Origin of the sequence: Blastococcus sp. KM273128 (assembly GCF_021698975.1) — a bacterium.
In the GTDB taxonomy this organism is placed as follows: Bacteria; Actinomycetota; Actinomycetes; order Mycobacteriales; family Geodermatophilaceae; genus Blastococcus.
Genome location: NZ_SSXA01000001.1, coordinates 1 through 13566 on the forward strand (window position 1 = coordinate 1; position 13566 = coordinate 13566).

A 13566-nucleotide genomic window follows, 5' to 3' on the forward strand; every position below is an offset into this window, starting at 1 on the left:
AGCCGCACCTGGTCCGGGCCGGCGCCGAGCGGTACCGCCGGACCCTGCTGCTGGACCACGCGGCGGTGACCACGCTCGTGGGGATGGGGCCGCACGCCCGGCACCTGACCCCGGCCGAGCTGGCGTCCTCCGTGGCCCGCTTACCGGCCGCCGTCCCGGTCACCATCTCGGTGGAAGTGGCCACCTACCTGCGCGGACGCTGATCGCCCGGCGCGCCTGGCCTGCCGGACCTGAGCGGCCGGGTCGCACGGTCTAAGCTGCGAGCCGTGACGATTGCACCGGCGCCCATCGTGAGCCGGCCCAGCCCGGCTCACGTGGTCGAAAAGGGCTCGCGGCTCAGCAACCTGCTGCGGACCACCGACCACAAGACCATCGGTCTGATGTACCTGACCACGTCGTTCGTCTTCTTCATCGGCGGTGGCCTCATGGCGCTGCTGATGCGAGGCGAGCTGGCGCGGCCGGGGCTGCAGTTCCTGTCGCCGGAGCAGTACAACCAGCTGCTCACGATGCACGGCACGATCATGCTGCTGATGTTCGCGACGCCGCTGTTCTTCGCGTTCTCGAACCTGATCATGCCGCTGCAGATCGGTGCGCCGGACGTCGCCTTCCCGCGGCTGAACGCCTTCTCCTACTGGCTGTACCTCTTCGGCAGCCTGATCGCCGTGGGCGGCTTCCTCACGCCCGGTGGCGCGGCCGACTTCGGCTGGTACGCCTACGCGCCGCTGTCGAACGTCGTCAACTCGCCCGGCGCCGGCGCGAACATGTGGTTCGCCGGCCTGGCGGTCAGCGGTCTGGGCACGATCCTCGGCGCAGTCAACTTCATCACCACGATCGTCTGCCTCCGCGCGCCGGGCATGACGCTGTTCCGGATGCCGATCTTCGTCTGGAACACGCTGGTCACCAGCGTGCTGGTCCTCTTCGCGTTCCCGATCCTGACCGCCGCGATCGCGGCGATGCTGGCCGACCGCAACCTGGGCTCCCTCGTCTACTCGGACGAGAACGGCGGCCCGATGCTGTGGCAGCACCTGTTCTGGTTCTTCGGGCACCCCGAGGTCTACATCATCGCGCTGCCCTTCTTCGGCATCGTCACCGAAGTCATCCCGGTCTTCGCGCGCAAGCCGCTCTTCGGCTACAAGGGCATGGTCTTCGCGACCATCGCGATCGGCGCGCTCTCCCTCGCCGTCTGGGCGCACCACATGTACGCCACCGGCGCGGTGCTGCTGCCGTTCTTCGCCTTCCTGACCTACCTCATCGCGGTGCCGACCGGGATCAAGTTCTTCAACTGGATCGGCACCATGTGGCGGGGTCAGATGACCTTCGAGACGCCGATGCTGTTCTCGATCGGCTTCATGATCACCTTCCTCCTCGGTGGTCTGACCGGCGTCCTCCTGGCCAGCCCGCCGCTGGACTGGCACGTGAACGACAGCTACTTCGTCGTCGCCCACTTCCACTACGTCGTCTTCGGCACCGTGGTGTTCGCCGCCTACGCCGGCATCTACTTCTGGTTCCCCAAGATGTGCGGCCGGATGATGGACGAGCGGCTGGGGAAGCTGCAGTTCTGGCTGACGTTCATCGGCTTCCACGCCACGTTCCTGGTGCAGCACTGGCTGGGCAACGAGGGCATGCCGCGCCGGTACGTGGACTACCTGGAGAGCGACACGTTCACCGTGCTGAACACGGTCTCGACGATCGGCTCGTTCATCCTCGGTGCCTCGGTGATCCCGTTCCTCTACAACGTGGTCAAGTCGTGGAAGTACGGCGAGCTCGCGCTGCGGGACGACCCGTGGGGCCACGGCAACAGCCTGGAGTGGGCGACGTCGTCCCCGCCGCCGCGGCACAACTTCGTGGAGATCCCCCGGATCCGCTCGGAGCGCCCGGCGTTCGAGGCCCACTACCCGCACCTCATCGAGCGGCTGCAGGCCGAGGCGCACGTCGGCAAGCGGCACGAGCCCTACGGCGGCGTCAGCGAGGTCCTCGAGGGCACCGGTCCGCGCCAGGGCCCGAAGGACCCCGACCCGACCTGATCGGGGGTCACCCCGAGGGTGGCCGTCCCAGCACGACACCGACGCCCCGTCGGCCTCCGGGCCGGCGGGGCGTCGTCGTCCCGGGTGGGGGCTGGGCGCGCCGCGGCCGTGCGGCACGATGACGGCGTGCCGCACGAGCCGCCCCCCGACCTGCTGCCGGCCCCCGACGCGACCGCGCCGCGGGCCCTGCTCACCGTCACCGGGGCGGACCGCCCGGGGGTGACCGCCCACCTGTTCGCGGCGCTGGCCGCCCGCGGGGACGGGCGCCCGGCGGTCGAGGTCCTCGACGTCGAGCAGGTCGTGGTGCACGGGCACCTGGTGCTGGGCGTGGTGGTCGGCGCGCGGGGGACCGCTGGCCCCGCGGCGACGGGGGAGCGGGAGCTGCTGGCCCAGCTGCGTGCCGTGGCCGACGACGTCGAGCGGGCCGTCGGCGTCCGGGTGGCGGTCGAGTCAGCCAGCGGCCCCGACGCGCCGCTCCCGGGCGGGCGCCCGCACCACGTCATCGTCCTGGGCCGGCCGGTGCCCCCGGAGGCGGTGGCCGGCGCCGCGCGGGCCGTCACCGGGGTCGGCGGCAACATCGACGCCATCCGGCGGCTCTCCGACTTCCCGGTCACCAGCTTCGAGCTCACCGTCTCCGGGGCCGAGGCCACCGCCCTGCGCACCGCGCTGGCCTCCGTGGCGGCCGAGACCGGCGCCGACATCGCCGTCGAGCAGGTGGGGATCGCCCGGCGCAGCAAGCGGCTGATCGTCCTGGACGTCGACTCCACCCTCGTGCGCGGGGAGGTCATCGACGAGCTGGCCGCGCGGGCCGGGCGGGCGGCGGAGGTCGCCCGCATCACCGCGGCGGCGATGAACGGGGAGCTGGACTTCGCCGAGTCGCTGCGGGCGCGGGTCGCCGTGCTCGCCGGGCTGCCCGAGACGGTGCTCGACGAAGTCCGCGAGCACCTGGTGCTCACCCCGGGCGCGCGCACCCTCATCCGCACCCTGCAGCGCCTCGGCTTCCGGTGCGGCATCGTCAGCGGCGGCTTCACCCAGATCACCGGCCCGCTCGCCGACAGCCTCGGGCTGGACTTCGCCGCGGCGAACACCCTCGAGGTGGAGGACGGGCGGCTCACCGGCGGGCTGGTCGGGGAGATCGTCGACCGCCCCGGCAAGGCGCGCGCGCTCGTCCGCTTCGCCGAGCAGTACGGCATCCCGCTGGACCAGACGGTGGCCGTCGGCGACGGGGCCAACGACCTCGACATGCTGAGCACCGCGGGGCTGGGCATCGCGTTCAACGCCAAGCCGTTCGTGCGCGAGCAGGCGCACACGGCGCTGAACCAGCCCTACCTCGACGCGGTGCTGCAGGTGCTCGGCTTCACCCGCGACGAGGTCCTCGACGCCGCACCCTGACGATCAGCCGGCCTGGTGGTCGGCGCCCTCGAGCTGCACCCCCGCCGTCCGCAGCTGGTCCAGGGCGGCCGCCACCGTGCCCTCGGAGACGCCCGCGGTCATGGGCAGCAGCACCCGCGTGCTGAATCCCGCCGCGACGGCGTCCAGGGCGGTGGCCCGCACGCAGTGGTCGGTCGCGATGCCGACCACGTCGACGGCGTCCACCCCGCGGCCGCGCAGCCAGTCGGCCAGCCCGACGCCGTCGGCGGCCCCTTCGAACCCGGAGTAGGCGGCGGCGTACTCGCCCTTGTCGAACACCGCCTCGAGCGGGCCGCGGTCCAGCGCCGGGTGCAGCTCCACCCCGCCGGTGCCGACGACGCAGTGCGCCGGCCAGGTCTCGAGGAAGTCCGGAGTCTCGGCGAAGTGCGACCCGGGGTCGACGTGGTGGTCGCGGGTGGCGACGACGTGGTCGTAGCCCGCCGTCCGGACGTGCTCGGTGATCGCGGCCGCCACCGCGGCGCCACCGGCGACGGCCAGGCTGCCGCCCTCGCAGAAGTCGTTCTGCACGTCCACGACGATCAGCGCGCGCGTCATCCCTGCAGTGTGCCCCGAGAGCCCGCCGGCGGGGCCGTCGCTCACGCGGTCAGCGTCTCGAGCACCGGCTCGCCGCGGGAGAGCGCCCACGCCTCGGCGGGCAGCGCCTCCCGGACCCGTGCGTGGTGCTCGCGGGCCCGCCGCAGCGCCTCGGGCGGGGGGACGTCCTCGCACAGGGCACCGTCGCGCACCAGCGGGACGACCAGGTCGCGGTCGCCCGGGCGCGGCTCGACCGGCGCGCTGCTCACCACCTCGGCGGTCGCGGTGCCGTCGTCACCGTGGCGCCGGACGGCGTGCTTGCGCCCGCCCACCGAGTTCTTGCCCTCCGAGCGCTTGGCCACGGGGACGCCGTCCCGCTCCACCAGCTTGTAGACCATCCCGGCCGTGGGCGCGCCCGAGCCGGTGACCAGCGAGGTGCCCACCCCGTAGCCGTCGACCGGTGCTGCCATGAGACCGGCGATGGCGTACTCGTCGAGGTCGCTGGTGACGATGACGCGGGTGCCCGTGGCGCCCAGCTCGTCGAGGAGCTCCCGGGCCCGGGTGGCCAGGGTCGGCAGGTCGCCGGAGTCCAGCCGGATGGCGCCCAGCTCCGGGCCGGCCACCTCGATCGCCGTCCGGATGCCCTGCTCGACGTCGTAGGTGTCGACGAGCAGCGTGGTGCCGGTGCCGAGGGTCTCCACCTGCGCGCGGAAGGCCGCGCGCTCGTCGTCGTGCAGCAGCGTGAAGGCGTGCGCGCTGGTGCCGGTGGTGGGGACGCCGTAGCGCCGGCCGGCCTCCAGGTTGGAGCTCGCCGCGAAGCCCACGAGGTGCGCGGCGCGCGCGGCGGCCACGGCGGCCCGCTCGTGGGTGCGCCGCGACCCCATCTCGATGCAGGGCCGCTCGCAGGCGGCGGCCACCATCCGCGCCGCCGCCGAGGCGATCGCCGAGTCGTGGTTCAGCACCGACAGGGCGAGGGTCTCCAGCAGCACGCCCTCGCCGAAGGGGGCGCGCACGGTCAGCACCGGCGAGCCCGGGAAGAACAGCTCGCCCTCGGCGTAGCCGTCGACGTCGCCGCTGAACCGGAAGTCGGCCAGCCAGTCCAGCAGCCGCCGGTCGGTCAGCCCCTGGTCGCGCAGGGTGGCCAGCTCCGCGTCGCCGAAGCGGAAGTGCGGCAGCGCCTCGAGCAGCCGGCCGGTGCCCGCCAGCACGCCGTAGCGACGGCCGTGCGGCAGCCGACGGGCGAACACCTCGAAGACGCAGTCCCGCCCGGCCGTGCCGTCGGCGAGCGCGGCGGCGAGCATGGTCAGCTCGTAGCGATCGGTGAGCAGCGCGGGAGCCGTCGGCATGGCTCCGGAGCGTAGGCGGAGCCTGATCGGCGGGCCGGGCGACGTCCTAAGCTGGGCGTCGTGGCCGGACCGCTCGCCCCGACCCGGGCCCCCGAGACGACCGTCGAGGAGCACGGCGACCTCGACCGGCCGTGGGTGACCATCGTCTGGAACGACCCGGTCAACCTGATGACCTACGTGACCTTCGTGCTGCAGGAGCTGTTCGGCTACGACGAGCCGACGGCGACCACGCTGATGCTCCAGGTGCACCACGAGGGGAAGGCGATCGTCAGCTCCGGGCCGCGCGAGCGGATGGAGCACGACACCAGCCGGCTGCACGCCTACGGGTTGTGGGCCAGCTACCAGAGGGACTCGTGAAGCCGTTCCGCGCCGCCCGCGGGGGGCTCCTGGTCGCGCGGCTGGACCCGGCGGAGGCCCGCATCCTCGGGCTGCTGCTCGACCAGCTGGAGCAGCTGCTGGCCGCCGACCGCGCCGACAGCAGCGGCGACCCGGTGATCGAGCGGCTGTTCCCCGCGGGGCACCGCAGCGACCCGGCGCTCGCCGAGGACTACCGCGGGCTCACCGAGCAGGCGCTGCGCGGGGGCAAGGCCGACGACCTGGCCACGGTCCGCGCCACGCTGCCGGCCGACGGGGGAGAGGTGCGGCTGGACGGGGACCAGGCCGGCGCCTGGCTGCGCACGAGCAACGACCTGCGGCTGGCGCTGGGCACGCGGCTGGACATCGGCGAGGACACCGAGCCGTCGGAGGAGATCGTGGACGAGGGCGACCACCAGCTCGCCGTCTACTACTGGCTCACCGCGCTGCAGGGGTCGCTCGTGGACGCGCTCGTCGCGGGTCGCGCCGGCCGAAGGTGAGCAGCACCAGGGCCGCGAGCAGCAGGGCCAGGACGAAGAGCACGTAGACCATCCCGTGCAGCTCGACGTCGGCCAGCACCGCGCCGACGGTGGAGACCAGCACCAGCCCCGAGGTGGCGAGCAGCAGGAGCAGCAGCACCGCGCGGACGAGCACGATGACCACGACGGGGCCGCGGTCGCCGGGGTGGACCGCGCTGTAGCCGCGGTGCCGGAACAGCCCCCTCGCGCCCATCACCAGCGCCGGCAGGGCCAGCAGCACGACGCCGGCGGTCAGGAGCAACGGGACCCACACGACGCCGACCGTATCGGTCCCGGCTCGTCTCCCCGCGGCCACCTGCCGGTCACCCGCCCGTGGGGATCCCGGGGGCGACCCGCGTGCGGTTCCGCGGGGCCGCCTAGACTGGCCGGCGTGCTGCGCATCGACCGCGCGACCTACGACGCCATCGTGGCCCACGCCCGGAAGGACCACCCGGACGAGGCCTGCGGCGTCGTCGCCGGACCGGAGGGGACCGAGCGTCCCGAGCGCTTCGTGCCGATGCTGAACGCGGCGCGGTCGCCGACGTTCTACGAGTTCGACAGCGCCGACCTGCTGGCGCTGTACCGCGAGATGGACGACCGCGACGAGTGGCCGGTCGTCGTCTACCACTCGCACACCGCCACCGAGGCCTACCCCTCGCGCACCGACATCGGGTACGCGTCGGGGCCGGCGGCGGACCCCCGCACGCACTACGTGCTGGTCTCCACGCGGCACCACGGTCCCGGGACCGGCCTGTCCGGTGACGACGTCGAGTTCCGCAGCTACCGCATCGTCGACGGGGAGGTGTCGGAGGAGGAGGTCGAGATCGTCGAGTCCTACCTGTTCGGGCACTCGCCGACGACCGTCGTCTACGACTGAACGGCTGACTGCAGCCGCCGTCCGGAATCGACGGCGGGCACCGGGCGTTGCCCGCACAGACGCACCACGGCTGCCAGCGCAGCACCCCCGACATCCCACGCACCGAGGAGAAGCACGCCATGGCCATCGAGGTCCGGATCCCGACCATCCTGCGCACCCACACCGGCGGCAACAAGACCGTCGAGGGCAGCGGGAGCACCCTGGGCGCGCTCATCGACGACCTCGACAGCAAGCACTCGGGCCTCAAGGACCGCCTCGTGACCGAGGAGGGCAAGCTGCACCGCTTCGTCAACGTCTACGTGAACGACGAGGACGTGCGCTTCACCGGTGCCCTCGACACCGAGGTGAAGGACGGCGACTCGGTCACCATCCTCCCGGCGGTCGCGGGCGGCTGCTGAGCGGCACGCCGCTCCCGCCTCCTCGTCCCCGTCCCGGAAGAGCTCACCCGATGGCCCGCTTCGCCTCCCTCGTCGACTCCCTCGGCGGCACCCCGCTCGTCGGGCTGCCCAACCTCTCGCCGACCCCCGACGTCCGGCTGTGGGCCAAGCTCGAGGACCACAACCCCACCGGCTCCATCAAGGACCGCGCCGCGATCAGGATGATCGAGGCGGCGGAGAAGGAGGGGCTGCTGCGCCCGGGCTCGACCATCCTCGAGCCGACCAGCGGCAACACCGGCATCTCGCTGGCCATGGTGGCCCGCCAGCGCGGCTACCGGCTGGTCTGCGTCATGCCGGAGAACACCTCGGTGGAGCGCCGGCAGCTGCTGGAGATGTACGGGGCGCAGATCATCTCCTCACCGGCCGCGGGTGGCTCCAACCAGGCCGTCGCCGTCGCCAAGGAGCTCGCCGCCCAGCACGACGACTGGGTGATGCTCTACCAGTACGGCAACCCGGCGAACGCGCAGGCGCACTACGAGGGGACGGCGCCGGAGATCCTCGCCGACCTGCCGTCGATCACCCACTTCGTCGCCGGGCTGGGCACGACCGGCACGCTGATGGGGTGCTCCCGCTACTTCCGCGAGCACAAGCCCGGCGTGCAGGTGATCGCCGCCGAGCCGCGGTACGGCGAGCTGGTCTACGGCCTGCGCAACATCGACGAGGGGTTCATCCCCGAGCTCTACGACGCCGAGCTGCTGGACTCCCGGTTCTCCGTGGGGCCCGACGACGCCATCCACCGCACCCGCCAGCTGGTGGAGCGCGAGGGCATCTTCGCCGGCATCTCCACCGGCGCGATCCTGCACGCGGCCCTGGGCATCGCCGACAAGGAGGTCGCGGCCGGGCGCCGGGCCGACATCTGCTTCATCGTCTGCGACGGCGGCTGGAAGTACCTCTCCACCGGCGCCTACGCGGGCACGCTGGAGGAGGCGGCCTCCGCGCTGGAGGGCCAGCTCTGGGCCTAGGGGCAGGACGTGTCACCGGTGCGGGCTAGCCTGATCGGCGACATGGGGACGCAGCCAGGAGCCGACGCGCCGATCGGCATCTTCGACTCGGGCGTCGGTGGGCTCACCGTCGCCCGAGCGGTGCTGGACCAGCTGCCGGGCGAGGCCGTCCGCTACATCGGCGACACCGCGAACGGCCCCTACGGCCCGCTGCCGATCGCCGAGGTCCGCCGGCACTCGCTCGCGGTCATGGACGAGCTGGTCGCCAGCGGCGTCAAGATGCTCGTCGTCGCGTGCAACTCCGCGAGCGCGGCCTCGCTGCGCGACGCGCGGGAGCGCTACGACGTGCCGGTCGTCGAGGTGGTGCTGCCCGCGGTCCGCCGGGCGATCGCCGCCACCCGCAACGGCCGGATCGGCGTCATCGGCACCCAGGCGACCGTCACCAGCGGCGCGTACGACGACGCGTTCGCCGCGGCCCCGCAGGTCACGGTGACCTCCGCGGCCTGCCCGAGCTTCGTCGACTTCGTCGAGCGCGGCATCACCAGCGGCCGGCAGTTGCTGGGCCTGGCGCAGTCCTACCTCGACCCGCTCATGGCTGCCGGTGTCGACACCGTCGTCCTGGGTTGCACGCACTACCCGCTGCTGACCGGCGTGCTGTCGGTGGTGCTCGGCGACGGCGTCACCCTGGTCTCCAGCGCCGAGGAGACCGCCAAGGACGTCTACCGGGTGCTCACCCGCACCGACCTGCTCCGCGACCCCGACGCCCCGCCGCCGACGCACGCCTTCCTCGCGACCGGCGACCCCGAGCCGTTCGCCCGCCTGGGCCGCCGCTTCCTCGGGCCGGAGGTCGGTGCGGTGCTCACCGCCGGGCGGGCGGGTGCCGCGTGAAGCTGACCGTCGTGGGGTGCTGCGGCAGCGGCCCGGGCCCCGACTCGCCCGCGTCCTGCTACCTCGTGGAGCACGACGGCTTCCGGCTGGTGCTGGACCTCGGCAACGGCTCCTTCGGTGCGCTGCAGCGGTACGCGGACCCGGCGTCGGTGGACGCGGTGTTCCTCTCGCACCTGCACGCCGACCACTGCCTCGACGTCGCCCCGTTCGTCGTCTGGCACCGCTACTCCGGCCGCTCCCGCGGGCCGCTGGTGCCGCTGTACGCGCCGGTGGGGGCCGAGCGGCGTCTCGCGGCCGCCTACGACCTGGACGGCGACGGCCTGACCGACGTCTTCGACTTCGTGCCCGTGGGCCCCGGGGCGCTGCGCATCGGGCCCTTCGACGTCGAGCTCGCCCGCACGGCGCACCCGGTCGAGACCTACGCCGTCCGGCTCACCGCTGGTGGCCGGTCGCTGGTCTACACCGGTGACACCGGCCCCTGCGACCGCGTGGCCGAGCTGGCCCGCGGCGCCGACGTGCTCCTCGCCGAGGCCGCCCACCCGGACAACGTCCCCGACCAGCCCCCGGGCCTGCACCTCACCGGGCGGCAGGCCGCGCAGCACGCCGCCGACGCGGGGGTCGGGCGGCTGCTGCTCACCCACATCCCGTCGTGGGTGGACCACATCGGCCAGCTGTTCGCGGCGAGCTCGGTGTTCAGCGAGACCGAGCTGGTCAGCCCCGGAGCCGTCTACGAGGTCTGAGCCGGTTGCCGGATCGCCGCGATCGCGGAACGGTGACCCCATGGAAGAGCGGGACGGCGTGCCGCTGAGCAGCCTCGATTCGCCGCTCGGTGACGGGCTGGGGGTTCCCAAGCGGGCGCTCGTCGACCACCTCGACGCCGTCGCCGACCGGATGGTCCCGCTGCTGGCCGGCCGGCCGCTCTCGGTGGTGCGGGTGCGGCCGGGCCAGGCGCCGTTCATGCAGCGCAACGTGAGCAAGGGCGCGCCCTCCTGGGTGCGCACCGTGCCGGTGTGGGCCGAGTCGGCGCACCGCGAGGTGCACCAGGTGCTCTGCGACGACCGGCGCACCCTGCTGTGGCTGGCCAACCAGCGCGCGGTCGAGTTCCACGTCCCGTTCCTCCCGGCCGGCACGCACGAGCCCACCGGGCTGGTCCTCGACCTCGACCCGCCCGACGGGGCCGACTTCTCCGACGTCGTCGCCGTCGCGCGGCTCGCCCGCCGGGCGCTGGCCGACGCCGGGCTCGCCGCCGCGGTGAAGACCAGCGGCTCCTCCGGGCTGCACGTCGTCGTCCCCGTCCGCGGCGCACCGGTGGAGGACGTCGCGGCGGCGACGCGGGCGCTGGCGCAGCGGACGGCGCAGCTGGACCCCGCCGTCGCGACGACGGCGTTCCTCAAGGAGGAGCGCGGGGGCCGGGTGTTCGTGGACTCCACCCGGTCGGGCACCGGCACCGTCGTCGCCGCCTACAGCCCGCGGGTGCGGCCGGGGCTGCCCGTGTCGGCGCCCGTGGACTGGGCCGACCTCGACGCGGTCCGGCCGGGCGACGCCACCGTCACCACGGCCGCGCCGCTGCCCGACTGGGCCGCCCTGCTGCCGGAGCCGCAGGAGCTGCCGGCCGACCTGGTCGCCGAGGGCCACACGATCCCGGTGGCCCGCGTGCAGGCCATGCACGAGGGCAAGCGGCGCAAGCGCGCCCGCGAGGCCGCCGCCGAGGGCTGAGGCCGCGGTGGCCGCGGTGCCGCCTCAGCCCGGCCGCAGCGCGGCGAACAGCAGCATGTCGCGGCGGCGCCCGCCGATCTCCATGTACCGGCGCAGCAGCCCCTCCCGCTGGTAACCGGCGCGCTCCGCCGTGCGCACCGAGGCGGTGTTCCACGGCTCGATGTGCAGCTGCACCCGGGCCAGGCCGGGGATGGTCCAGGCGAAGGCGGTCGCCGCGGTGAGCGCGTCGGCCGCGCGCCCGCGGCCACGGGCGGCCGGCGCGACGAAGTAGCCCGCCGAGGCCCGGCCGTGGGGCAGCTCGTCGAGCCACAGGCCGATCTGCCCCAGACCCTGCCCGCTGCCGGCGTCGGCGATCGCGAAGGAGAACCCCTTCCCCGTCGGCCACCGTGCCCGGTTCTGCTCCACCCACTCCCGCGCCCGGTCCTCCGTGGCGTGCGGGGGCAGGGTGCTGACGAGCGGGACGTAGGGGTCGGTGGACAGGTCGAGACCCACGGCGACGTCGGCGTCGACGAACTCGCGGAGCACGACGGTGCCGTGCGCCGGGGGCACCGCCGGCCAGGGCAGAGGAGGGCTCGGCCTGCTCATCCCGCCACGGTACGAGGACCGGGGGCAGCCGACCGCGGCTTCGGTGGCCGGCGCCTGCCCTACGCTGCCCCCGTGACGGGCGCCCCCGAGGAGATCGTGCGGCACGCGGCGCGGACGCTGATGAGCGGCCGCCGGCTGGACACCGGCACCCTGGCGGCCGAGCTCGGCATCTCGCGGGCGACGCTGTTCCGCCGGGCCGGCAACCGCGACGCCATCCTCGGTGACGCGCTGGCCTTCCTCGGCCGGCGCACGCTGGCCGCCATCGAGCGGGAGCACGATGCCCGCGCGGCCGACGTCGGGCCGGGGGACCGGCTGCGCTCGCTGGCCGTGAGCGAGGACTTCCGCTACGCCCTCAGCACCGCCGGCCCCGTCCGCCGCCTGCTCGACGAGGAGCCGACGACCGCGATCCGGGTGCTCACCGACCCGCAGGGCCGCGTGCAGCCCCGGGTGGTCGAGGCCTACACCGAGCTGTTCCAGCGGGACGTCGACGAGCACGGCCTGGTGCCGCAGGTCCCCGTACCGCTGCTCGCGCTGGCGGTGGTACGGCTGGGGGAGTCCTTCCTCTACTCCGAGGTGCTCGCCGCCCGGGCGCCGGACCTCAAGGCGGCGACCACGGTGATCGACGCCCTCATCGCCAGCGTCTTCGGCATCGACGGGAGCTGACTCCTCAGCGGCGCCAGTAGAGGTGGTGGACGACGCCGCTCGGGCTGGGCACCACCTCGCGGTAGAACCGGTCGAGCAGCTCGTCGGGGGAGTGCCACAGCCGCGAGCCGGAGCCGAGTTCCACGGGCGCCACCGCGACGTGCAGCGTGTCGACGAGGTCGGCGTCCAGGAACTCCCGGACGGTGGTGGCCCCGCCCCCCAGCCGGACGTGCCGGTCACCGGCCGCCGCGCGCGCCTGCTCCAGCACGTCGGCCGGGTCGCCGTCGACGAAGGAGAAGGTCGTGTCCGCCAGGGTGAACGACGGCCGCGGGTGGTGGGTGAGCACGAACACCGGCGTGTGGAACGGCGGCTCGGGCCCCCACCAGCCCTGCCACTCGTGGTCCTGCCACGGACCGCGCTGGGGACCGAACTTGTTCCGGCCCATGATCTCCGCGCCGATGCCGTGCGCGAAGTCCCGGGTGAAGTAGTCGTCGAGACCACGGCTGCCGCCGGGCTCGGTGCGGTTCGGGAAGCTCGCCGTCGCGACCGCCCAGCCCATCAGCTCCAGCGGGTCGGCGGAGCCGAACGGCCGCTCCAGGCTCTGGCCCTCGCCGGCGCCGAAGCCGTCGCTCGAGACGGTGAAGTTCTGGACCTTCAGCAGTTGGTGCACGGTGTCCCTCCGGGGCGGTCGATGCCCTTCCGACCGCCCGGGCGACGGGAACTCATCGGCCGCGTCCCCAGGCGGCCCGCCCGTCCACAGCCCACCGCTCGGGCGCACCGGCTGTCGGTGGTCGGTGGTCGGCTGTGCGGCATGACGACCGACCCCCAGACGATCGCCTGGCTCGACCAGGAGGACAGCCGGCTGGCGCAGACGATCCGCGCGCACCGGGTCGCCGTGCAGTACGTGATGCGCGGCGAGGAGGCCGACGAGCCGCCGTTCGGCTACACCGTCGGGCTGTTCGGCGTGGGGCACCCCGAGCTGGTCGTCGTGGGGGCCGGGCGGGAGTCGACCTGTGCCGTGCTGGACCACGTCGCCGGCCTGGTGCTCGCCGGGCGGGACCTCGTGCCCGGGGAGGTGATCGTCCACGGCGAGCGCGAGCCGCTGGTGGTCGAGGAGCTGCCCAACCCGGGCGACGTCCTGTTCACCGCCAACCGCTTCTACCAGCGCCCCGACGAGTTCTCCGTGCCCGCCTACCAGCTCACCTGGGCGCACCGGGACGGCGGCTTCCCGTGGGACCCGGGGTACCCCTGCCCGCCGCAGTGCCAGCCGCGGCCGGGCACGTGGCGTGCCTAG

The 13566-nt window shown here is 74.0% G+C and carries 17 protein-coding genes and 1 pseudogene; 13 read left to right on the plus strand and 5 right to left on the minus strand.

Features of this window, described 5'->3' with window-relative positions:
* The 3 genes and pseudogenes from E9529_RS00005 to serB all read left to right on the plus strand — a co-directional run.
* Positions 1–203 (plus strand): annotated as a pseudogene (locus tag E9529_RS00005) (23S rRNA methyltransferase); the annotation flags it as partial.
* 63 nt (positions 204–266) lie between these two features.
* On the plus strand, positions 267–2024 hold the full coding sequence (gene ctaD, locus E9529_RS00010; protein WP_236829082.1) for a cytochrome c oxidase subunit I: 1758 nt from the start codon (positions 267–269) through the stop codon (positions 2022–2024).
* Positions 2025–2150: 126 nt separating this feature from the next.
* A complete protein-coding gene (gene serB / locus E9529_RS00015; protein WP_236829083.1) occupies positions 2151–3416 on the plus strand; it encodes a phosphoserine phosphatase SerB in 1266 nt (421 codons plus the stop codon).
* A 3-nt stretch (positions 3417–3419) separates the two neighbouring features.
* On the opposite strand, the gene E9529_RS00020 is transcribed toward serB, so the two are convergent.
* Positions 3420–4034, minus strand: coding sequence for an isochorismatase family protein (locus tag E9529_RS00020; RefSeq protein ID WP_308195234.1), 615 nt, complete (start codon positions 4032–4034; stop codon positions 3420–3422).
* The gene (locus E9529_RS00025) at positions 4031–5314 is read right to left on the minus strand and encodes a nicotinate phosphoribosyltransferase (protein ID WP_236829084.1); all 1284 of its coding nucleotides are present in this window, start codon (positions 5312–5314) and stop codon (positions 4031–4033) included. Before E9529_RS00025 ends, E9529_RS00020 begins: the two co-directional genes overlap by 4 nt.
* 60 nt (positions 5315–5374) lie before the next feature.
* Between E9529_RS00025 and clpS the strand changes: the two genes are divergently transcribed.
* Together clpS and E9529_RS00035 are read left to right on the plus strand one after the other, a co-directional pair.
* Positions 5375–5671, plus strand: a complete 297-nt coding sequence (gene clpS, locus E9529_RS00030; protein ID WP_236829085.1) for an ATP-dependent Clp protease adapter ClpS — start codon at positions 5375–5377, stop codon at positions 5669–5671.
* Positions 5668–6168, plus strand: coding sequence for a DUF2017 family protein (locus E9529_RS00035; protein WP_236829086.1), 501 nt, complete (start codon positions 5668–5670; stop codon positions 6166–6168). The genes clpS and E9529_RS00035 overlap by 4 nt, the downstream gene beginning before the upstream one ends.
* Here E9529_RS00035 and E9529_RS00040 read toward each other — a convergent pair.
* Complete coding sequence (locus E9529_RS00040) at positions 6107–6460, minus strand: hypothetical protein (protein ID WP_236829087.1); 354 nt, start codon at positions 6458–6460, stop codon at positions 6107–6109. The two genes, E9529_RS00035 and E9529_RS00040, sit on opposite strands and share 62 nt — an antisense overlap.
* 117 nt (positions 6461–6577) lie before the next feature.
* On the opposite strand from E9529_RS00040, the gene E9529_RS00045 reads away from it, so the two are divergent.
* Genes E9529_RS00045 through E9529_RS00070 form a run of 6 tightly spaced genes read left to right on the plus strand, consistent with a single transcriptional unit; the run spans position 6578 to position 11045 of the window.
* Positions 6578–7063, plus strand: a complete 486-nt coding sequence (locus tag E9529_RS00045; RefSeq protein WP_236829088.1) for a Mov34/MPN/PAD-1 family protein — start codon at positions 6578–6580, stop codon at positions 7061–7063.
* A 47-nt stretch (positions 7064–7110) separates the two neighbouring features.
* Complete coding sequence (locus E9529_RS00050; RefSeq protein WP_374201284.1) at positions 7111–7461, plus strand: MoaD/ThiS family protein; 351 nt, start codon at positions 7111–7113, stop codon at positions 7459–7461.
* Positions 7462–7511: 50 nt separating this feature from the next.
* Positions 7512–8462 (plus strand): PLP-dependent cysteine synthase family protein, encoded by a 951-nt coding sequence (locus E9529_RS00055; RefSeq protein ID WP_236829089.1) that lies wholly within the window; start codon positions 7512–7514, stop codon positions 8460–8462.
* A 42-nt stretch (positions 8463–8504) separates the two neighbouring features.
* Positions 8505–9329, plus strand: coding sequence for a glutamate racemase (gene murI / locus E9529_RS00060; protein ID WP_236829090.1), 825 nt, complete (start codon positions 8505–8507; stop codon positions 9327–9329).
* The gene (locus E9529_RS00065) at positions 9326–10069 is read left to right on the plus strand and encodes an MBL fold metallo-hydrolase (protein WP_236829091.1); all 744 of its coding nucleotides are present in this window, start codon (positions 9326–9328) and stop codon (positions 10067–10069) included. The genes murI and E9529_RS00065 overlap by 4 nt, the downstream gene beginning before the upstream one ends.
* Positions 10070–10109: 40 nt before the next feature.
* Positions 10110–11045, plus strand: a complete 936-nt coding sequence (locus E9529_RS00070) for a DNA polymerase domain-containing protein (protein ID WP_236829092.1) — start codon at positions 10110–10112, stop codon at positions 11043–11045.
* A 24-nt stretch (positions 11046–11069) separates the two neighbouring features.
* Here the strand turns inward: E9529_RS00070 and E9529_RS00075 are convergent, their stop codons facing one another.
* Positions 11070–11630 (minus strand): GNAT family N-acetyltransferase, encoded by a 561-nt coding sequence (locus E9529_RS00075; protein WP_236829093.1) that lies wholly within the window; start codon positions 11628–11630, stop codon positions 11070–11072.
* Positions 11631–11702: 72 nt separating this feature from the next.
* On the opposite strand from E9529_RS00075, the gene E9529_RS00080 reads away from it, so the two are divergent.
* Entirely contained in the window at positions 11703–12293 is a 591-nt protein-coding gene (locus E9529_RS00080) for a QsdR family transcriptional regulator (RefSeq protein ID WP_236829094.1), read from the plus strand.
* Between the two features lie 4 nt (positions 12294–12297).
* On the opposite strand, the gene E9529_RS00085 is transcribed toward E9529_RS00080, so the two are convergent.
* Positions 12298–12942, minus strand: a complete 645-nt coding sequence (locus tag E9529_RS00085) for a dihydrofolate reductase family protein (RefSeq protein ID WP_236829095.1) — start codon at positions 12940–12942, stop codon at positions 12298–12300.
* Between the two features lie 141 nt (positions 12943–13083).
* Here E9529_RS00085 and E9529_RS00090 point away from each other — a divergent pair, with 141 nt between their 5' ends.
* The gene (locus E9529_RS00090; protein ID WP_236829096.1) at positions 13084–13566 is read left to right on the plus strand and encodes a DUF4262 domain-containing protein; all 483 of its coding nucleotides are present in this window, start codon (positions 13084–13086) and stop codon (positions 13564–13566) included.

Bases quoted from the DNA above. Each gene is read 5' to 3' on its own strand.
- E9529_RS00025 (WP_236829084.1), bottom strand. From the start codon at position 5,314: ATGCCGACGGCTCCCGCGCTGCTCACCGATCGCTACGAGCTGACCATG.
- E9529_RS00055 (WP_236829089.1), top strand. From the start codon at position 7,512: ATGGCCCGCTTCGCCTCCCTCGTCGACTCCCTCGGCGGCACCCCGCTC.
- murI (WP_236829090.1), top strand. From the start codon at position 8,505: ATGGGGACGCAGCCAGGAGCCGACGCGCCGATCGGCATCTTCGACTCG.
- E9529_RS00070 (WP_236829092.1), top strand. From the start codon at position 10,110: ATGGAAGAGCGGGACGGCGTGCCGCTGAGCAGCCTCGATTCGCCGCTC.
- E9529_RS00075 (WP_236829093.1), bottom strand. From the start codon at position 11,630: ATGAGCAGGCCGAGCCCTCCTCTGCCCTGGCCGGCGGTGCCCCCGGCG.
- E9529_RS00090 (WP_236829096.1), top strand. From the start codon at position 13,084: ATGACGACCGACCCCCAGACGATCGCCTGGCTCGACCAGGAGGACAGC.